General features: G+C 72.3%; 16 protein-coding genes and 1 pseudogene. 10 read left to right on the top strand and 7 right to left on the bottom strand.

The annotated features are described in order from the left end of the window. Nucleotides 1-339: 339 nt before the first annotated feature. The 3 genes from AB0M99_RS17075 to AB0M99_RS17065 all read left to right on the top strand — a co-directional run bounded on the left by AB0M99_RS17075 (nucleotide 340) and on the right by AB0M99_RS17065 (nucleotide 3,400). Nucleotides 340-954, top strand: coding sequence for an MFS transporter (locus AB0M99_RS17075; RefSeq protein WP_365921064.1), 615 nt, complete (start codon nucleotides 340-342; stop codon nucleotides 952-954). A 136-nt stretch (nucleotides 955-1,090) separates the two neighbouring features. Beyond that, nucleotides 1,091-1,786 (top strand): alpha/beta hydrolase, encoded by a 696-nt coding sequence (locus tag AB0M99_RS17070; protein WP_365921062.1) that lies wholly within the window; start codon nucleotides 1,091-1,093, stop codon nucleotides 1,784-1,786. 219 nt (nucleotides 1,787-2,005) lie between these two features. Next, entirely contained in the window at nucleotides 2,006-3,400 is a 1,395-nt protein-coding gene (locus AB0M99_RS17065; protein ID WP_365921060.1) for an amidase, read from the top strand. Nucleotides 3,401-3,786: 386 nt separating this feature from the next. On the opposite strand, the gene AB0M99_RS17060 is transcribed toward AB0M99_RS17065, so the two are convergent. Beyond that, nucleotides 3,787-5,211 (bottom strand): hypothetical protein, encoded by a 1,425-nt coding sequence (locus AB0M99_RS17060; protein WP_365921058.1) that lies wholly within the window; start codon nucleotides 5,209-5,211, stop codon nucleotides 3,787-3,789. After that, nucleotides 5,193-5,609: a hypothetical protein gene (locus AB0M99_RS17055; protein WP_365921056.1), complete on the bottom strand. Its 417-nt coding sequence runs from the start codon at nucleotides 5,607-5,609 to the stop codon at nucleotides 5,193-5,195. Before AB0M99_RS17055 ends, AB0M99_RS17060 begins: the two co-directional genes overlap by 19 nt. A 129-nt stretch (nucleotides 5,610-5,738) precedes the next feature. Between AB0M99_RS17055 and AB0M99_RS17050 the strand changes: the two genes are divergently transcribed. Further along, a complete protein-coding gene (locus AB0M99_RS17050) occupies nucleotides 5,739-6,200 on the top strand; it encodes a type II toxin-antitoxin system PemK/MazF family toxin (RefSeq protein ID WP_365921054.1) in 462 nt (153 codons plus the stop codon). On the opposite strand, the gene AB0M99_RS17045 is transcribed toward AB0M99_RS17050, so the two are convergent. Next, nucleotides 6,185-7,024 carry a TIGR02452 family protein gene (locus AB0M99_RS17045; RefSeq protein ID WP_365921052.1) on the bottom strand — a complete coding sequence of 280 codons (840 nt, stop codon included), beginning with the start codon at nucleotides 7,022-7,024 and terminating at the stop codon, nucleotides 6,185-6,187. The two genes, AB0M99_RS17050 and AB0M99_RS17045, sit on opposite strands and share 16 nt — an antisense overlap. Nucleotides 7,025-7,133: 109 nt before the next feature. Between AB0M99_RS17045 and egtA the strand changes: the two genes are divergently transcribed. From egtA to egtD, 4 genes are read left to right on the top strand one after another with little or no spacing between them, the layout of a single operon-like run. Further along, entirely contained in the window at nucleotides 7,134-8,435 is a 1,302-nt protein-coding gene (egtA, locus tag AB0M99_RS17040) for an ergothioneine biosynthesis glutamate--cysteine ligase EgtA (protein ID WP_365921050.1), read from the top strand. Then, on the top strand, nucleotides 8,432-9,742 hold the full coding sequence (gene egtB, locus AB0M99_RS17035; protein WP_365921048.1) for an ergothioneine biosynthesis protein EgtB: 1,311 nt from the start codon (nucleotides 8,432-8,434) through the stop codon (nucleotides 9,740-9,742). The genes egtA and egtB overlap by 4 nt, the downstream gene beginning before the upstream one ends. Further along, on the top strand, nucleotides 9,742-10,521 hold the full coding sequence (gene egtC, locus AB0M99_RS17030) for an ergothioneine biosynthesis protein EgtC (protein ID WP_365921047.1): 780 nt from the start codon (nucleotides 9,742-9,744) through the stop codon (nucleotides 10,519-10,521). Before egtB ends, egtC begins: the two co-directional genes overlap by 1 nt. Next, a complete protein-coding gene (gene egtD, locus AB0M99_RS17025) occupies nucleotides 10,514-11,506 on the top strand; it encodes an L-histidine N(alpha)-methyltransferase (RefSeq protein ID WP_365921045.1) in 993 nt (330 codons plus the stop codon). Before egtC ends, egtD begins: the two co-directional genes overlap by 8 nt. 242 nt (nucleotides 11,507-11,748) lie before the next feature. On the opposite strand, the pseudogene AB0M99_RS17020 reads toward egtD, so the two are convergent. The 3 genes and pseudogenes from AB0M99_RS17020 to AB0M99_RS17010 form a co-directional block, all read right to left on the bottom strand. Further along, nucleotides 11,749-12,324, bottom strand: a pseudogene (locus AB0M99_RS17020) (1-acyl-sn-glycerol-3-phosphate acyltransferase); the annotation flags it as partial. After that, on the bottom strand, nucleotides 12,321-13,184 hold the full coding sequence (locus AB0M99_RS17015; RefSeq protein WP_365921043.1) for a GNAT family N-acyltransferase: 864 nt from the start codon (nucleotides 13,182-13,184) through the stop codon (nucleotides 12,321-12,323). The pseudogene AB0M99_RS17020 and the gene AB0M99_RS17015, both read right to left, overlap by 4 nt. A gap of 155 nt (nucleotides 13,185-13,339) precedes the next feature. Beyond that, entirely contained in the window at nucleotides 13,340-14,596 is a 1,257-nt protein-coding gene (locus AB0M99_RS17010) for an extracellular solute-binding protein (protein ID WP_365921272.1), read from the bottom strand. A gap of 171 nt (nucleotides 14,597-14,767) precedes the next feature. Here AB0M99_RS17010 and AB0M99_RS17005 point away from each other — a divergent pair, with 171 nt between their 5' ends. Beyond that, complete coding sequence (locus tag AB0M99_RS17005) at nucleotides 14,768-14,983, top strand: dodecin (RefSeq protein WP_365921041.1); 216 nt, start codon at nucleotides 14,768-14,770, stop codon at nucleotides 14,981-14,983. A gap of 25 nt (nucleotides 14,984-15,008) precedes the next feature. On the opposite strand, the gene AB0M99_RS17000 is transcribed toward AB0M99_RS17005, so the two are convergent. Further along, nucleotides 15,009-15,503 carry a hypothetical protein gene (locus tag AB0M99_RS17000; RefSeq protein ID WP_365921039.1) on the bottom strand — a complete coding sequence of 165 codons (495 nt, stop codon included), beginning with the start codon at nucleotides 15,501-15,503 and terminating at the stop codon, nucleotides 15,009-15,011. Between the two features lie 53 nt (nucleotides 15,504-15,556). Between AB0M99_RS17000 and AB0M99_RS16995 the strand changes: the two genes are divergently transcribed. Next, complete coding sequence (locus tag AB0M99_RS16995) at nucleotides 15,557-16,555, top strand: LLM class flavin-dependent oxidoreductase (RefSeq protein ID WP_365921037.1); 999 nt, start codon at nucleotides 15,557-15,559, stop codon at nucleotides 16,553-16,555. Nucleotides 16,556-16,562 lie beyond the last annotated feature (7 nt).

Below are 16,562 nucleotides of genomic sequence, written 5' to 3'. Positions count from 1 at the left end.
GCGCGCACCTCTTTCCTCTTTCCTCCCTCCTCCTGCCGCCCTTCCGCCCTCCTCCTTCCGCCCTTCCGCCCTTCCGCCCTTCCGCCCTTCCGCCCTTCCGCCCTTCCGCCCTTCCGCCCTTCCCCCATTCCGCCTCCCGCCTCTCCCGTCTCCCGTCTCCCGCCTTCGTCTCTGGCCTTCGTCGCCCGTCGCTCGCTCCCGCTCCCGCTCCCGCTCCCGCTCCCGCCGTAAGCGGTCGTACCGCTCGTCCTCGCCGTGCATCCGCCATGTCACCCGCACGAGAACATGCCCAGGAGGGCACCGTGCACCCGCGAGCGGCGGCTCCCGGCCCGCCCACCGATGCCCGTGAAGGCGCAGCTCGCCGCCTTCACCAGCGCCCTCAAGGACCACGACTTCCGCTGGGCGTTCATCGGACGGGCCCTGCTGATCCTCGGATACTTCGCGGTGACCGGCTACCAGCTCTACATCCTCCAGGACCACACCGTGCTGCCTGACGGCATGAAGCCGGAGGAGGCGGTGGCCGTGATGATGCCGCTGACCAGCGTGGCGATGGTCCTCTCCACCGTGGTCGGCGGGTACCTCTCCGACCGGTTCGACCGCCGCAAGCTCTTCGTCGGCGCCTCGGCCCTGCTGTCGGCCGTGGCGCTGGTGATTCCGGCGGTGTCGACCAGTTGGAGCGCGATGCTGGCCTTCGCCGTCGTCAACGGGCTCGCCTTCGGCTGCTACATGGCCGTGGACACCGCCCTCGTGACGATGGTGCTCCCCAAGGCGGAGGACGCGGCGCGCGACATGGGCGTGCTCAACATCGCCAACGCCGGTCCGCAGATCGTCGCGCCGTTCATCGCCTCGGTGATCGTCTCCCTCAGCGGCGGGTACACCGCGCTGTTCGTCGTCGCGGCCGTCCTGGCGGTGGCGGGGGCGCTGGCGGTGAAGCCGATCAGGAGCGTGCGGTAGGGCCGCCTCGGCGGCCGGGCATACCGCTACCGGCCGCCCGTCAATCCCGTCTGCGGCAGATCTTGAGTGAACTTCCCTCCGGCTCCGGGTACTTGTCCTGCGATTCCCTTCCGATCTTGTAGAGAAAGGCACCACCGTGCAGCTCCACACCGAGACCTGGGGCGAGGGCGACCGCGTCGCCCTCCTGATCCACGGCATCATGGCCGACCACCGGACCTGGCGCCGGGTGGGTCCCGCACTCGCCGACCGCGGCTACCGCGTCATCGCCGTCGACCTGCGCGGCCACGGGGCGAGCGGCCGCGGCGAGTACAGCCCCGAGCTGTACGCCGACGACGTGGTCGAGACCCTGCCGGTCGGCGCCGAACTCGCCATCGGGCACTCCTTGGGCGGCCTGACGCTCTCGCTCGCGGTGGCGCGCCTGCGGCCGGAGCGGGCGGTCTTCTCGGACCCCGGGTGGTACCTGACCAGCCCCGATCCCGATTTCGGGCTGGAGGCGCTGGCCCGGTTCAAGGCGGCGCCCAAGGAGCAGATCCGTGCGATGAACCCGCGCTGGGAGGAGGCCGACGTGGACATCGAGTTGGAGACCCTCGCGGTGTGGGACGAGAGCACCGCGCTGAGCCTCGCCCCGCTGATCGGCGTGGACCTGATGCCGACCGCGCCGGTCGTGCCCTCGCTGGTACAGCTCGCCGACCCCAGCTTCCTGATCACCGAGGAGCGGGCGGCGCTCCTCAAGGAGCGAGGCTTCGAGGTCCGTTCGGTTGCCGGGGCCGGTCACACCATTCACCGGGACGACTTCAGCGGCTTTATGGCGTCCTTGGAGGGATGGATCTAGTAGGTCTCGACCGGGCCCCTTTAGCGTCTCTTTCTACCGAGCGGTAATGGGGAGGTTCCGGTGTCGGTTACTTCGATTTCTACTGTTTCTGTTGGCTCTACTGATTCCGTTGGTTCCGTTGGTTCCGTTGGCTCCGTTGGCTCCGTTGGTTCCGTTGGTTCCGGTTCAACGGGCTTGGTTCCTTCTAGTCCATTCGTTTCGAGGCCCTCGTCCGCCTCCATGCCGTCCGGGCTGGTGGAGATGGCGGCCGCACTCGCCGAAGGCAGCGTCACCGCACGGCAGTTGACCGAGCGGGCGCTGCGCCGGATCGCCGCCGCGCAGCCGGAGCTCAATGCCTTCCGGATCATCCGCACCGAGGCTGCTCTCGCCGAGGCCGATGCGGCGGACCGACGGCTCGCGGCCGGTGAGCGGCTGCCTCTGCTGGGCGTGCCGATCGCCGTCAAGGACGACATGGACGTGGCCGGGGAGCCGACCGCGTTCGGCTGCGGCGGAGAGTTCGAGCCGAAGGCCGAGGACAGCGAGGCGGTACGAAGGCTGCGCGCGGCCGGGGCGGTCATCATCGGCAAGACCCAGACCCCGGAACTGGGCCAGTGGCCGATCACCGAGAGCCGCGCCTTCGGCGAGACCCGCAACCCCTGGAACCCCGGCTACACGCCCGGCGGTTCCTCGGGCGGCTCGGCCGCAGCCGTGGCCGCCGGACTGGTCCCGGCCGCACTGGGCTCCGACGGAGCGGGGTCGATCCGGATCCCCGCGGCCTGGACGCACCTGATCGGGGTGAAGCCGCAGCGCGGACGCATCTCCACCTGGCCCGAGCCCGAGGCCTTCCACGGCCTCACGGTCAACGGTGTGCTGGCCCGGACCGTCGCCGACGCGGCGCTCCTGCTCGACGCCGCGAGCGGCCCCCACGCGGGCGACCTGCACCGCCCGCCGAGCATCTCGGCGGTGGAGGCGACCCGCCGCGCACCGCGCCGGCTGCGGATCGCGCTGTCGTTCGGCATGCCGTTCACGGCTACGCCCAAGTTCCTCGATCCCGAGGTCCGTTCGGCGGTGGAGCGGCTGGCCGGATGCCTGGAGTCCCTGGGCCACGAAGTCGTCACCGAGGACCCCCGGTACGGCCTGATCGGCCTGAGCTTCGTGCCCCGCGGAACCGGGGGCGTACGCGAGTGGGCCTCCCGGGTCCCGGACCCCGCCCTGCTGGACCCCCGCACCCGGGAGTCGGCGCGCACGGGCCGACTGCTGGGCGGCCTGCCGCTACGGCTGTCCCGCCGGGCGGAGGAGGGCCTGCGCAAGCGGGTGGGCCGGATCTTCGGACGGTTCGACGTGGTGCTCACCCCGACCACGGCCACACCCCCGCTGCGGATCGGGGCCCTGGCGGGGCTGGGAGCCATGGCCACGGACCGGGCGACGATCGCCGCGGCCCCGTACGCCTGGACCTGGAACGTCCTGGGCTGGCCGGGAGTCAACGTCCCGGCGGGCTTCACCACGGACGGCCTCCCCCTCGGGGCCCAACTCCTGGGCGGCTACGGCTCGGAACCCCGCCTGCTGAGCCTGGCCGCGGAGCTGGAGGCCGCGGAGGGCTGGGCCACCAGGTGGCCGGGGGTGGGGGTGGGGTGATGTCCGGTGCCTCGCCTGCTCGGTGGCGTTGACGGGGTCCGGGGGCGTCCCGTCAGTCCACTGTCCTTCCGGGCCGGGCCGGTCCCTCAAGGGCGCTCCCTGCGGTCGCGTCGCTTCGCGATGGCCTTCGGCCACCCTTGACCGACCGACCCGTCCCGGAATGCCAGAAGCCTGCCGGGAAGCCCCCGAAGGAATGGCCGGGTTCCATCGAGTTCAGGGACGGCCCCCGCCAGGGACCCGCGAGTTGGCTCTCGGGGCGGCCTGACCCCTCCCCGGGCCGACCAGATCAGCCTGGCGGGAGGTCAGGCGCCCCAGATCGCTACGCGCTCCTCCCGGCCAAGCGTCTGCGACCCGTCTGAGGCTGGGAATTGGCCACCGACTCCGCGTCACGGGCCGTTCAGGGTCTGCCTCACCTCGTCGAGGGTTCTGGTGAACCGCCCGCCGTACGCCTGCGCCTGCTGGCTCTGCCAGTGCGGGCCGCCGTTGTATCGGGCCGCCAGCTCCTGGTACTGCTCGGGGGTCATCTGTTCCGTCGGGACCAGCGCGAACTCGCTCTCCGCCTTCAACTGCGCCAGGTACTCCGCCGCGATGTAGATGTTGGTGCTCGGATCCAGGGTCGCGTTCTTGATTTCGATCCGCTGCTCCCTTGTCAGGTTCAGCGGGTCGTAGCCGAGCACCTCTGCCGAACGCCGGATCTGGATCGCGATCGGCCCCATCGAAGTCGCGTCGGGCTCCCCGCTCAGTCCGTAGTGGTCGGCCACCGCGTCGACCACCGGCCAGGCCCAGGCGGGAATCTGGTCCTGGGTCTGCCGATAGTCGTCGACGAACCTGTCCACGATCTTGGGAGCGCCCTCGACCTCCTGCCATGCGATGCCCGCCAGCACATCCGGCGGAATCCCGGTGGATGCGGCCGCGTCCAGCAGGTAGCCCCGGTTGGCCAGGATCCATTCCCGCCGCTTCTGATCCGAGTCGGATCGCGTCCACTGATTGTGGTCGTTGTCCATGGCCGGGGGCAGTCCCAGTCCTTCGATCCGGGCCCTGATCTGAGCGAGTTTCGGAGAGACCTTGTCGTCGTACGGGCGCTCCAGGAAGACGTCCGCCTTCGGCCCGGTCCCGGGCAGCTGAACGTTCGGGTCCATCCATGCCTGCACCGCCTCGTCGCGGGCGGCCGGGAAGCCGGCGAGGAGGGTGGCCGGGTCCTGGATGTTCCCCCTGTACACGGGAACCGACCGCTGCGCTTGTGTCAGACCGGACTTGCACACCGCCCGCGCGTCCTGCTCGATGCGTTTGGCGTCCCCGTACGCTTGCCGGGTCTGCGTGTAGTAGCTCTCCGCCTCGTCCCGGATCGAGTCCACGTCTATGGTGGCTTCGGCGATGGAATCGAAGAGGCCGGTCTTCTTCCGCAGGTCTTCCCACTGCCGCAGTGGCTCGGCCGCGCGCGCTTGCTGCGTGATGGCGCTCGCCACCCGGGCCATCGTCTGGGACAGCCGCCCCTCGGTGTACAGCCCGTCCTCGTACCGGCGCTTCGCGACCGACAGGGTGTCGGAGTACGCCACGAGCGCCTGCCAGGCCGTCTTGTAGGCGTCGGCGAGGCTGGTGATCATGTCGTGGGCCTGTTCGAGGAACCGCCCGTACGCGTCCGCGGCCCGGCTGTCCCAGTCGTTGCCCGACGCCGCGGTCATGCTGCCGTCCACGGAGGCGAGCAGCCTGTGCATCCGGCAGAACTCCTCGCCGTTCTGCTCGACGAGCCCCGGATTGCAGAACTCGAGGTACTCCACGTCCTCCCGGTACGTCACGGCCTCGGCGCCCATCTCTCGTGGGCGGGGACGTACGTGCCGTGCGTCACGACGGCATCCAGGGCGGCCGCGACCTGTGCGTCGACCGCCGCGTAGTCACCCCCGGCGGTGCGGAGCTTGGTGGAGAGGGCCGCGATCAGCGAAACGGCGTTCAGGAACTGGTCCCTGCTGTCGCGCGCGAACATCTGCACGGCGGACCCGACCTCGTAATGGGCTCTGGGCGGGCGGGCCAGGACGGAGAGTTCCGTGTCGGGCCGGCCCCGGTGCAGCAGCACCGCGACCTCCAGAAGGAGGTGGGAACTTCCGTCCAGTGAGGCGGGGGTGACCCCGTACCAGTCACTGTTGACCGTCATGCTGCCCTCCAGCCGATCGAGGATGCGTACGGAGCGGCCGAGCACTTCGTAGTGACGCACGGGGCGGGCTCGGTTGCACCGTGCGGGGCGCTCCATCGACCGGTTTCCGGTGCTGTTCCGCGCCTGTTGGCCGGAAGTCCTCCGTAGGTGGACCGCGCGGGTGTCTCCCGGCCCGGTAGCCTCGGGCGGATGACGGCACTTTCACACCACGGTTCCGGTCCCATCGAGCAGCCCGGGCGGGACGGTAGCGGCGCGACCGCCGAGGCCGATCCGCATGCCATCGGGCCCGTGCAGACCTCGTACGCCCCCGATCGCGACGGGGATCCCGACCCGGGCGAGATCGTGTGGACCTGGGTTCCCTTCGAGGAGAACGACGGGCGGGGGAAGGACCGGCCCGTGCTCGTCGTCGCCCGGGAGGCGGGCGGGACGCTGCTCGCCGTACAGCTCTCCAGCAAGCGGCACGACCACGACCGGGAGTGGGTCCCCATCGGGACCGGGCCCTGGGACGGTGCGGGCCGGGAGTCCTGGGTGGACGTGGACCGGGTGCTGAGGGTCCACGAGACGGGCATGCGGCGCGAGGCGTGCGCGCTGGACCGCGGACGGTTCGATCTGGTCGTGGGGCGGCTGCGGGAGCGCTACGGCTGGCGGTAGCCCGCGGCGAACGCGTGCTCGAACGCCTCCCGCGTCCGCGGGTTGCGGTCGAGCACGCCGAACACCACCCGCTCGAACAAGCCCGCGAAGCGCCCCGCCAGCAGGGACCGGAAGGCCTCCGCCACCTCGGCCGGGTCGTTCTGGAAGACGCCGCACCCCCAGGCGCCCAGCACCAGCCGCCGGTACCCGTGCAGCGCCGCCACCTCCAGGACGAGTCCCGCGCGGCGGGCCAGGGCGGCCGGGATCTCGGCCACCCGTTCCGGTTCCTGGCGCCGGATCGTGCCCGCGTTCGGCGCCGGGGAGGTGAGGAAGCCGACGCGGAACGGCGCCTCCAGCAGTTCGCCCCGGTCGTCACGGAAGACGGGTACCCCGGGCGAGTGAATCACCCGGTCGGTGTAGAAGGTGCTGCGCTCCGCGCGGTGGGTCTCGTAGTACTCCGGAGCCTCCAGCAGGGTCTCGTACAGGGCCGAGGCGCGGCAGAGCGCCTCCTCCTGAGCCTTGGCCCCGCGGACGTAGCCGCCCCCGGGATTGCGGGCCGAGGCGAAGTTCAGCACCGCCACCGGGGAGGCCTCGGGCCAGTCGGCGGCGAGCCTACGGGCTGCGACCGTGCTGCTCTCGTCCGTGACCTCGACGGCCGTCGTTCCGTGCGCCGCAGGTAGGTTTTCGCCTGGAATAGGTTGGTTTGGTCCATATATTCTGGTTCCTGCCTTGGCTTCCGCCACGGCGCCGGCGAGCGACAGCTGCCGTCCCGACCGCGTCCGGTACCCCCCGGCCGCCACGATCTCCGCGTTGTCCCGCGCGATCTCGCGCAATCTGCTGCTCATACCGTGATCTTCCGCACCATCGGCGGGCGGCAGCAAGGGAATTTGTGCCTGAAGGGACGGGTAGGCACGGGTGATGTCACGGCCGACGACGGAAGACGAGGACCCGGTCATGTCCCACGACCCACCCGCGCCCCACGCACCGCCGCGCACCGACCACACACTGCTCACCGAGACCACCGCCGAGGACCTGATCCACGGCATCTGCTTCAAGACGGGCCCGCCCCGCCTCCTCGGTGCCGAGCTCGAATGGATCGTGCTCGACGCCGAGCAGCCCGGGCACCCCCTGCCCCATGAGCGGCTCGCCGCCGCGCACGACGCGGCCCGCGCCCTGCCGCTGCGCTCCCGGGTCACCGTCGAGCCGGGCGGCCAGCTGGAGCTCAGCTCGGCCCCCGCCGCCTCCCTCACCGAGTGCGTGGACGCACTCCAGGCCGACCTCACCGCCGTACGGGCCACCCTGCGCGCGCAGGGCCTGATCCTGCGCGGCCTCGGCCAGGACCTGCGCCGCCCCTACCGCCGGATGCTGACCAGCAGCCCGCGCTACGAGGCCATGGAGGCCTACTTCGACCGCACCGGCCCGGCGGGACGGGCCATGATGTGCGCCACCGCGTCCGTGCAGGTCTGCGTGGACGCCGGCCAGGAGGAGCCGGGCCCGCTCGGCCACGGCCCGCGCTGGCGGCTCGCGCACCTCCTGGGCGCGGTCCTCGTCGCCGCCTTCGCCAACTCCCCCGCGTACGAGGGCCCGTACGCCGGCTGGCGCTGCGCCCGCCAGGGGATCTGGAGCGACCTCGACACCCGGCGCGCGCTCGCCCCGCCGCTCGACGCGGAGCCGCGGGCCGCGTGGACCCGGCAGGTGCTGGACACCGAGGTGATGTGCATACGGGCCCCCGACGACCGGCCCTGGACGGCGCCCCCGGGGCTGACCTTCCGCGACTGGCTCCGTACGGGCCGACCGCGCCCGGCCACCGCCGAGGACCTGGACTACCACCTGACCACGCTGTTCCCTCCCGTGCGCCCCCGCGGCCACCTCGAACTGCGCATGATCGACGCGCAGCCCGGCGACGACGGCTGGCTGGTCCCGGTGGCCGTCGTGCACGCGCTCTTCGACGACCCGGAGGCCGCCGAGGCCGCGTACCGCGCCGCGAAGGCACTGGCCGACACCTACGGGCCGCACCCCGCGCCGCGCAATCCGCTGTGGCGCTCGGCCGCCCGCCACGGCCTGGCCGATCCGGAGCTGCGCGCGGCCGCCAGGGTCTGCTTCCGGGCCGCGGCCGAGGCGCTGCCCCGGCTGGGCGCGAGCGTTCATGTCCGGGACACCGTCGCGGAGTTCGCCGCCCGCTACGTACTGCGCGGCCGATGTCCGGCCGACGACCCGCCCCCGTACCGGCCGGCCGGCGAGGAGGCGCTCGCATGACCACCGAACCGGAACCGCTGCGCGAGCGCGCCGTGCGGGCCCTGACCGAGGCGCGGGCCCGGACCGCCGGGCTCACCGACCCCGTGTCCGACCAGGACCTGACCGCCCAGCACTCCCCCCTCATGTCGCCGCTGGTCTGGGACCTGGCGCACATCGGGAACATGGAGGAGCTGTGGCTGCTGCGCCACGTAGCCGGGCGCGAGTCGATGCACCCGGAGATCGATCCGCTCTACGACGCCTTCGAGCATCCCCGTGCCGAGCGGCCGAAGCTGCCCCTGCTGGGGCCCGAGGAGGCCCGCCGGTACGCAGCCGAGGTGCGCGGCAGGGTCTTCGACCTGTTGGAGCGGACTCCGCTGGAGGGCACGGAGCTGCTGGCCGACGGCTACGTCTTCGGGATGATCGCGCAACACGAACAGCAGCACGACGAGACCATGTTGATCACCCATCAGCTGCGGCAGGGCGCGGCGGTGCTGACGGCCCCGGATCCCGATCCCCCGCAGGGTCCCGGGGTGTCGGCGCCCGAAGTGCTGGTGCCGGGAGGCCCGTTCACGATGGGGACCTCGGCCGAGCCGTGGTCCCTGGACAACGAACGCCCCGCCCACATCCGGGAGATCGGGCCATTCTGGATCGACACGACGCCGGTGACGAACGCGGCGTACCAGGGGTTCATCGCGGACGGCGGCTACCGCGAGGAGCGCTGGTGGGCCGCGGAGGGCTGGCAGCAGATCCGCCGGGGCGGGATCGAGGCCCCGCTGTTCTGGCGCCGCGAGGCGGGCGAGTGGCTGCGCCGCCGCTTCGGGGTCAGCGAGCCGGTGCCGGGCGACGAGCCGGTGCTGCACGTCAGCTGGTACGAGGCGGACGCCTATGCGCGCTGGGCGGGGCGCCGGCTGCCGACGGAGGCGGAGTGGGAGAAGGCCGCGCGGTTCGATCCGGCGACCGGGCGCTCCAGGCGCTACCCGTGGGGCGACGCCGATCCCACCCCCGCGCACGCCAATCTGGGCCAGCGCCATCTGCGCCCGGCCCGTGCGGGCAGCTATCCGGCCGGGGCCTCCCCGCTCGGGGTGCGCCAGCTGATCGGCGACGTGTGGGAGTGGACCTCCTCCGATTTCCTGCCCTATCCCGGGTTCCGGGCGTTCCCGTACCGCGAGTACTCGGAGGTGTTCTTCGGCCCCGAGCACAAGGTGCTGCGCGGCGGCTCCTTCGCGGTGGACCCGGTGGCCTGCCGGGGCACGTTCCGCAACTGGGACCTGCCGGTGCGCCGGCAGATCTTCTCTGGGTTCCGGACCGCGCGGGACGGTGGTGCCTGATGTGCCGTCACCTCGCCTATCTGGGGCCGGTGGTGCCGCTCGGCCGGCTGCTGAGCGATCCCGAGCATTCGCTGGTGCGGCAGTCCTGGGAGCCGCGCCGGCAGCGGTACGGCACCGTCAACGCCGACGGCTTCGGCATCGGCTGGTACGCGGAGGGCGATCCGGTGCCCGCTCGCTACCGGCGGGCCGGGCCGGTCTGGGGAGACCTCACCTTCGCCGACCTCGCCCGGGTGGTGCGCAGCGGCGCGCTGCTGGGGGCCGTACGGGACGCCACGCTCGCGGGGGCGGACGGGGAGGCGGCAGCGGCGCCCTTCGCGTCCGGGCAGTGGCTGTTCAGCCACAACGGGGCGGTGCGGGACTGGCCGGACGCGGCGGCCCGGGTGGCGGCCGCGCTGCCGCCCGAGGAGTTGCTGGCGCTGGCCGCCCGGACGGATTCGGCGCTGATCTGGGCGCTGGTCCTGCACCGGCTCCGGGGTGGCGACGATCTCGGTCGGGCACTCGCCGGGCCCGTGGCGGAGCTGGCCGGGGCCTCGCCCGGCTCGCGGCTCAATCTGCTGCTGACCGATGGCACGGCCGTCGCCGCCACCGCCTGGGGGGACTCGCTCTGGTACCTGGCCGACGTACCGGGGCAGCGCACGGTGGTGGCGTCCGAGCCGTACGACGACGACCCGCGCTGGTGCGAAGTACCCGACAGGACTCTGCTGACCGCCACCCGGACGAGGGTCGAACTGACCCCCCTCAAGGAGGCCGCATCGAAGGAGAAGAAGCCCCGTGAGTGACTTTCTGCTGACCCGGACCCTCGACGAGCGCGCCGCGGACACGGCTCTGCGCCACGACGTGCTGACCGGGCTGACCCGGTCCCCCAAGGAGCTGCCGCCGAAGTGGTTCTACGACGCCCGGGGCAGTGAACTCTTCGAGGAGATAACCCGGTTGCCCGAGTACTATCCGACGCGCGCGGAGCGGGAGATCCTGCTGGAGCGGGCCCGGGAGATCGCCTCGGTGAGCGGTGCGCGCACGCTGGTGGAGCTGGGCTCCGGTTCCTCGGAGAAGACCCGGCACCTGATCGAGGCGATGCCCGCGCTGGACACGTACGTGCCCGTCGATGTGAGCGAGAGCGCGCTGAAGGGTGCGGCGCAGACGCTGATGGCGGAGCATTCGGGGCTGCGGGTGCACGCGCTGCTGGCCGATTTCACCAAGCCGTTGCGGCTGCCGGACTCCCCCGGGCCGCGGCTGGTGGTGTTCCTGGGCGGCACGATCGGCAATCTGCTGCCGGCGGAGCGTGCCGTGTTCCTGGCCGACGTACGGGCGATGCTCGCGCCCGGGGACGCGCTGCTGATGGGTACGGACCTGGTGAAGGACGAGGCCGTGCTGGTGGCGGCGTACGACGATGCGCAGGGGGTTACGGCCGAGTTCAACAAGAACGTACTGGCCGTCATCGACCGGGAGTTGGGGGCGGACTTCCACACCGCCGACTTCGCGCACGTGGCGGTGTGGAATCGGGAGCGGGAGTGGATCGAGATGCGGTTGCGGGCCCGGTCGCAGCTGCTGGTGAAGGTCCGGGCGCTGGATCTGGAGGTGCCCTTCGCTGCGGGTGAGGAGATCCTGACGGAGATCTCCGCGAAGTTCCGTCAGGAAGGCGTACGGAGGGAACTGGCTGCGGCTGGGCTGGAGTTGACCCAGTGGTGGACCGACGCGGCCGGGCGCTTCGCGCTGTCCCTGTCGGTCGTGGACGGTGCGGGCGGCTCGCCGCACACGGCCGCCTGAGCCGCGGCCGCGAGGTCCCGCCGGTCGGCGTGGCGCCCCGGCGGGATCCGCGGCAGCAGCCGGACCTCGGCCCGTATCCCGCGGGCCCGGGCGATCCGCCACAGCGAGGCGGTCAGCGGATCGTCCCCGACGAAGGCGGGCGCCCCGGCGAGGCGGCCGCAGCCCGGCCCGTCCCCGTACGGCCCGTCCCCGTCGGCGCCGCCCCCGCCCCCGTCCAGCCGGTACGCGAGCCGTACGGGCTGTACGGGGACCCGCGCGTCCAGCGCCGACTGGAAGGCGGCCCGCCGGAAGGTCCCCTGGGCGCGCCCGCACCAGGTGGAGCCCTCGGGGTAGACGGTGATCCGGTCGCCGTCCAGCAGCGCGCGGGTGAGGGTCTCGACGGTGGCGGGCAGGGCCCGGATCCGGTCGCGTTCGATGAAGAGGGTCCCGGCCCGCCCGGCGAGCCGCCCGAGCACCGGCCAGCCGCGGATGTCGCTCTTGGCCAGCATCCGGCAGGGCAGCACGGCGGCGACGAGCGGGATGTCGAGCCAGGAGATGTGGTTGGCGACGATCAGGCGGGCGCCGTCCGGCCCGGGGCTCCCGTGCACGGTGATCCGTATCCCGAAGGCGCCCAGCAGCGCGGCGGCCCAGGCCCGTACCACGGCGTGCCGGGGGCGTCGGGGCAGGAGCCGGACGGGCGGGGCGCCCAGGATCCCGAGCAGGATCAGGGCGACGGCGGCGGTGAGCCGGAGCACCGCGCGCGGTACGCCCGCCGTGCGCCCCTCGTGGCCGGTGCAGGCCTCGGGGGTGCAGGGCGAGGTGGGCAGCCAGGTGCTCATGCGCCCGGGACGAGCGAGAGGAAGTGCTTGAGGTAGCGCGGGTTGGTGCGGCGCAGGGAGAGCAGGACGTACAGGTCGGCGCAGCCGAACTCGGCGTCGAGGGCGGGCTCCCCGCAGACCCAGGCGCCCAGGCGCAGGTACCCGCGCAGCAGCGGGGGCAGCTCCATGCGGTCGGGGAAGGTGATGCCCTCGGGGCTCCAGGGGAGGTGCGGGGTGACACGGTACTCGGCGGGGGCGAGGCTGCGGGTGAGGACGTTCTCGCGGGTGGCGGCCGCGAGGACACCTCCGTCGGCGAGCGGTATCGAGCAGCAGCCCGCGAGCCAGTTGTGTCCGGAGCGGTCCATGTAGCGGGCGAGGCCGGCCCAGATCAGGGCGATGACGGCGCCGTTGCGGTGGTCGGGGTGGACGCAGGAACGGCCGACCTCGACGAGGTCGGGGCGGATCGGGGCGAGGGCGGAGATGTCGAACTCGCCCTCGGAGTAGAGCCGTCCGGCGACGGCGGCGCGCTCGGGGGGCAGGATCCGGTAGGTGCCGACGACCTGCTCGGTCTCCTCGTCGAGGACGAGGAGGTGGTCGCAGTACGCGTCGAAGGCGTCGGAGTCGAGGCCGGGCTCGGGTCCGTCGAGGCGTGCGCCGAGCTCGCCGGCGAAGACCTGGTGGCGCAGTCGCTGGGCGGCGCGGACCTCGTCCTCGTCGCGGGCCAGCCGCACGGCGTAGCGGGGAGCCGGGGCGGTGGCGCCGGACGCGGAGGAGGAGAGGGACGCGGAGGAGAGGGACGGGGAGGCGGAAGAGGCGGTGACGATGGCCTGAACCGGCCGCAGGGGGGATTCTGCGGCCGGCGACAGGGGGGCGATGGTCATGACGGCTCCTGATCCGGGCACGGAGTGCCGGGCCAGCAGGTGTGCGGCCCGGCTCCTTTACTTCTTCCGTGACTGGCTGGATTCGACATGGCCGCTTTGCGGCCCTCGGATGTGCGGACGCTGAACTCGGCGGACGCCCCGGCGGGCCGTGGAGGTCAGCGGTCGGCGCTGAGGACCGCGCTGATCGTGTCCGAGGCCGTCTGTGCGGCCTGCTTGGGGTCCTGGCCGGTGAGCACGGCCGTCATGAACGGCTTGATCGGGTTCTTGGCCTCGACCTCGGCCCAGCGGGCGGACTTCGGGGTGGCCCGGCCCTGGGCGGCGCCGGGGGCCATGATGGCGGCGCCCTCGTTGCCCTCGACGACGTGCGCGAGGGTGGTCTTGTTCGGTACGTAGCTCATCGTGCGGGCGAGCTCGGTCTGCCACCGCTCGCTGACCAGGGCCGTGATCAGGTTGACGGCGCTCTTCCGCTGCTTCGTCCGCGCGGGGATGATCAGGTCGGAGCCGCCGGTGAAGACGGAGCCGACCTTCTCGGAGGTCTTGCCGGGTATCGGGAAGAAGCCGAGCTTGCCCTTGAGGTCGGGGTTGGCGGCCTCGATCGCGGCGGCCTGGCCGGGCGGGGCGATGATCTGCGCGGTCCGGCCGCGGGCGAAGACCTCGGACTGCGGGGGCGTCTCCTCGTCGGCGTCCTTGGGGCCGTTGCCCAGGGCCTGGAGCTGCCGGTAGAACTCCATGCCCGCCAGGGCCTTCTCGTCGTCGAGGGTGCCGACCCACTGGCCGCTGGTCTCGACGGCGAGTTCGCCGCCCTCGTCCCAGACGAAGCCGGCGAGGACGTACCAGTTCTGCCCGGCGAGGTAGATGCCCTGCTGGTCGCCCTTGTCGAGCTTCTGGGTGGCCTGGATCCACTCCGCGCGGTTCTTGGGCGTGGTCTTGATCCCGGCGTTCGCGAAGAGTTCCTTGTTGTAGATCACCACGCGGTTGGCGGCGTACCAAGGGATGCCGTACTGGGCCCCGTTGACACTGCCGGGGTCGGCGAGCCCCTTGAGCCAGTCCTTGCTGCCCCACTCGCGCAGGCCTTCGAGGGTGAGTTCCTCGATGCCGCCGGTCTCGACGTACTGGGCGACCTGGGTGTTGCCCACCTCGATGACGTCGGCGCCTTCCCTGGCCGTCCCGCTCAGGACGGCGTTGACCTTGTCGCCGATCCCCGTCCACTCCTGGATCTTCACGTCGAGGTCGACGCCCGGGTGCTCCTTCTCGAACGATGCGGTGAACCTCGTGACGAAGTCCTCCGAGGCGCTGCCCTTCATCAGCCAGAGGGTCACCTTCTGCGGTCCACCGGCCGAGCCTGCCAGCTGGCTGCAGCCCGTGAGGGCGGTCGCGGCCGCAAGGGCGGTACACACGGCGATGAAGCGCATCTTCACGAGGGTCACCTTCTGGGGTTCGATCTCAGATGGCTTGAAATTGGCATAGACCAATGGGGCGGTCAAGACCCTTTCACTCGGGATTGCTGTCCCAAAGTTCGCGGACCAGGACTTACTGGGGCACCTTGGAACAAGGCAAAAGCCACCCAGCGTCGGGAGACCTCCATGTCCAATCACACGTACCGGGTCACCGAGATCGTCGGCACCTCCCACGAGGGCATCGATCAGGCCATCCGCAACGGCGTCGCCCGGGCGGGCGAAACGCTCCACAACCTTGATTGGCTTGAGGTGACCCAGATCCGCGGGCACATCGAGAACGGCGAGATCGCGCACTTCCAGGTCGGCCTGAAGGTCGGATTCCGCCTAGACGGCGAAGCCTGAGGCGGACCCGGCCGGACCGGGGGCCTCAGGTACGGCCCTCACCCTCCTGGGCGGTCTTGAGCTCCGGCGCGTCCGCCGCCCAGTCCGCAAGGACCACCCGGAAGCCGGCCGCCCTGGCCGCCTCGCACACCAGCTCGTCGTCGTCCACGAGCATCCGCACCTCCCGGCCCCGGGAGATCCGCTTCAGCACCTCCAGCTTCGTGGTCCGGGCAGGCCGCCGGTCCTGGTTGCCGCGCATCAACAGCCGACCCTCCGGCAGCCCGTGCCGGGTCAGCCATTCGGCCGTGTCCGCGCGGCACCGCTCCGGACGGCCGGTCAGGTACACGACCTCGCAGTCGGCGGCGCTCGCCACGGCCAGGGCGATCCCGCGGGCCAGCGGCGGATCGGACGGGGCCGCGCCGAAGAAGCCCTCCCAGTCGCGGGGCCGGCGCTCCAGGAAGTGCTGGCGGTGGTCGGTGTCGGACAGGGTGTTGTCGATGTCGAAGACGGCCAGCGGCCGACGGCTGTTGATCTCGCTCATGGCCCCCAGCGTAGGCGCGGGAATCACCACGGCTTCGGGGCGTTGAGGACTGTGTGATCCCGAAACTCTCGATACTCGACCGGTCCCGCACCCGCGAGGGCCACCCGGCCGCGCAGGCCCTGCGCGACACCGTGGAGCTGGCCCGCAGGGCGGAGGAGCTCGGCTACCACCGCTTCTGGGTGTCGGAACACCACAGCGTGCCCGGAGTCGCGGGCTCCGCGCCGACCGTGCTGGCCGCCGCCGTCGCCGGAGCGACCCGGCGGATCCGCGTCGGCACCGGCGGGGTGATGCTGCCCAACCACCAGCCGCTGGTGGTCGCGGAGCAGTTCGGGGTCCTGGAATCGCTGTACCCCGGACGGATCGACATGGGGCTCGGCCGCTCCGTCGGCTTCACCGGCGGGATCCGGCGCGCCCTGGGCCGCGACACGGGCGACGCCGACCGCTTCGAGGAGCAGTTGGCGGAGCTGCTGGGCTGGCTCGACGGCACCCAGCGGGCGCACCCCGAGGTGCACGCCCGGCCCGCCGAGGGGTTGCGGATCCCGGCCTACGTGCTGGCCACCGGTGAGGGGGCCGGGATCGCGGCGCGCGCCGGGCTGCCGCTGGTGGTGGGCGATCTGCGGGCCCGCGCCCGGGTGGCGGAGATCGTCGAGCGCTACCGCAAGGAGTTCCGGCCCTCCGTCGCGGGACCGGAGCCGTACGTCGTCGTCTCCGGGACGGTCGCGGTCGCCGCCACCGCCGAGGCCGCCCGGCGGATGCTGGTCCCCGAGGCCTGGTCCCTCGCGCATTCCCGCACCCGGGGCACCTTCCCGCCGCTGCGCCCCGCCGAGGAGGTCGAGGCCCTGGCCATGACCCCCAAGGAGCGGGAGCTGTACGAGGGCGCCCTCGCCGGGCACGTCCACGGTACGCAGGAGCAGGTCGCGGCGGCGCTGTCGGAGATCGCGGAGCTGACCGGGGCGGACGAGCTCCTGGTCACCACCTCCACGTACGACCGCACGGCCCTGCTGGAGTCCTACGAGGGGCTCGCCCGCGTCGCCGGGCTCGGAGCGCCCTAAACTAGGA

This window comes from Streptomyces sp. NPDC051183 (assembly GCF_040682455.1).
Lineage (GTDB): Bacteria > Actinomycetota > Actinomycetes > Streptomycetales > Streptomycetaceae > Streptomyces.
Note: the sequence above shows the minus strand (reverse complement) of the source record. Positions and strands in the feature narration are given on the sequence as shown.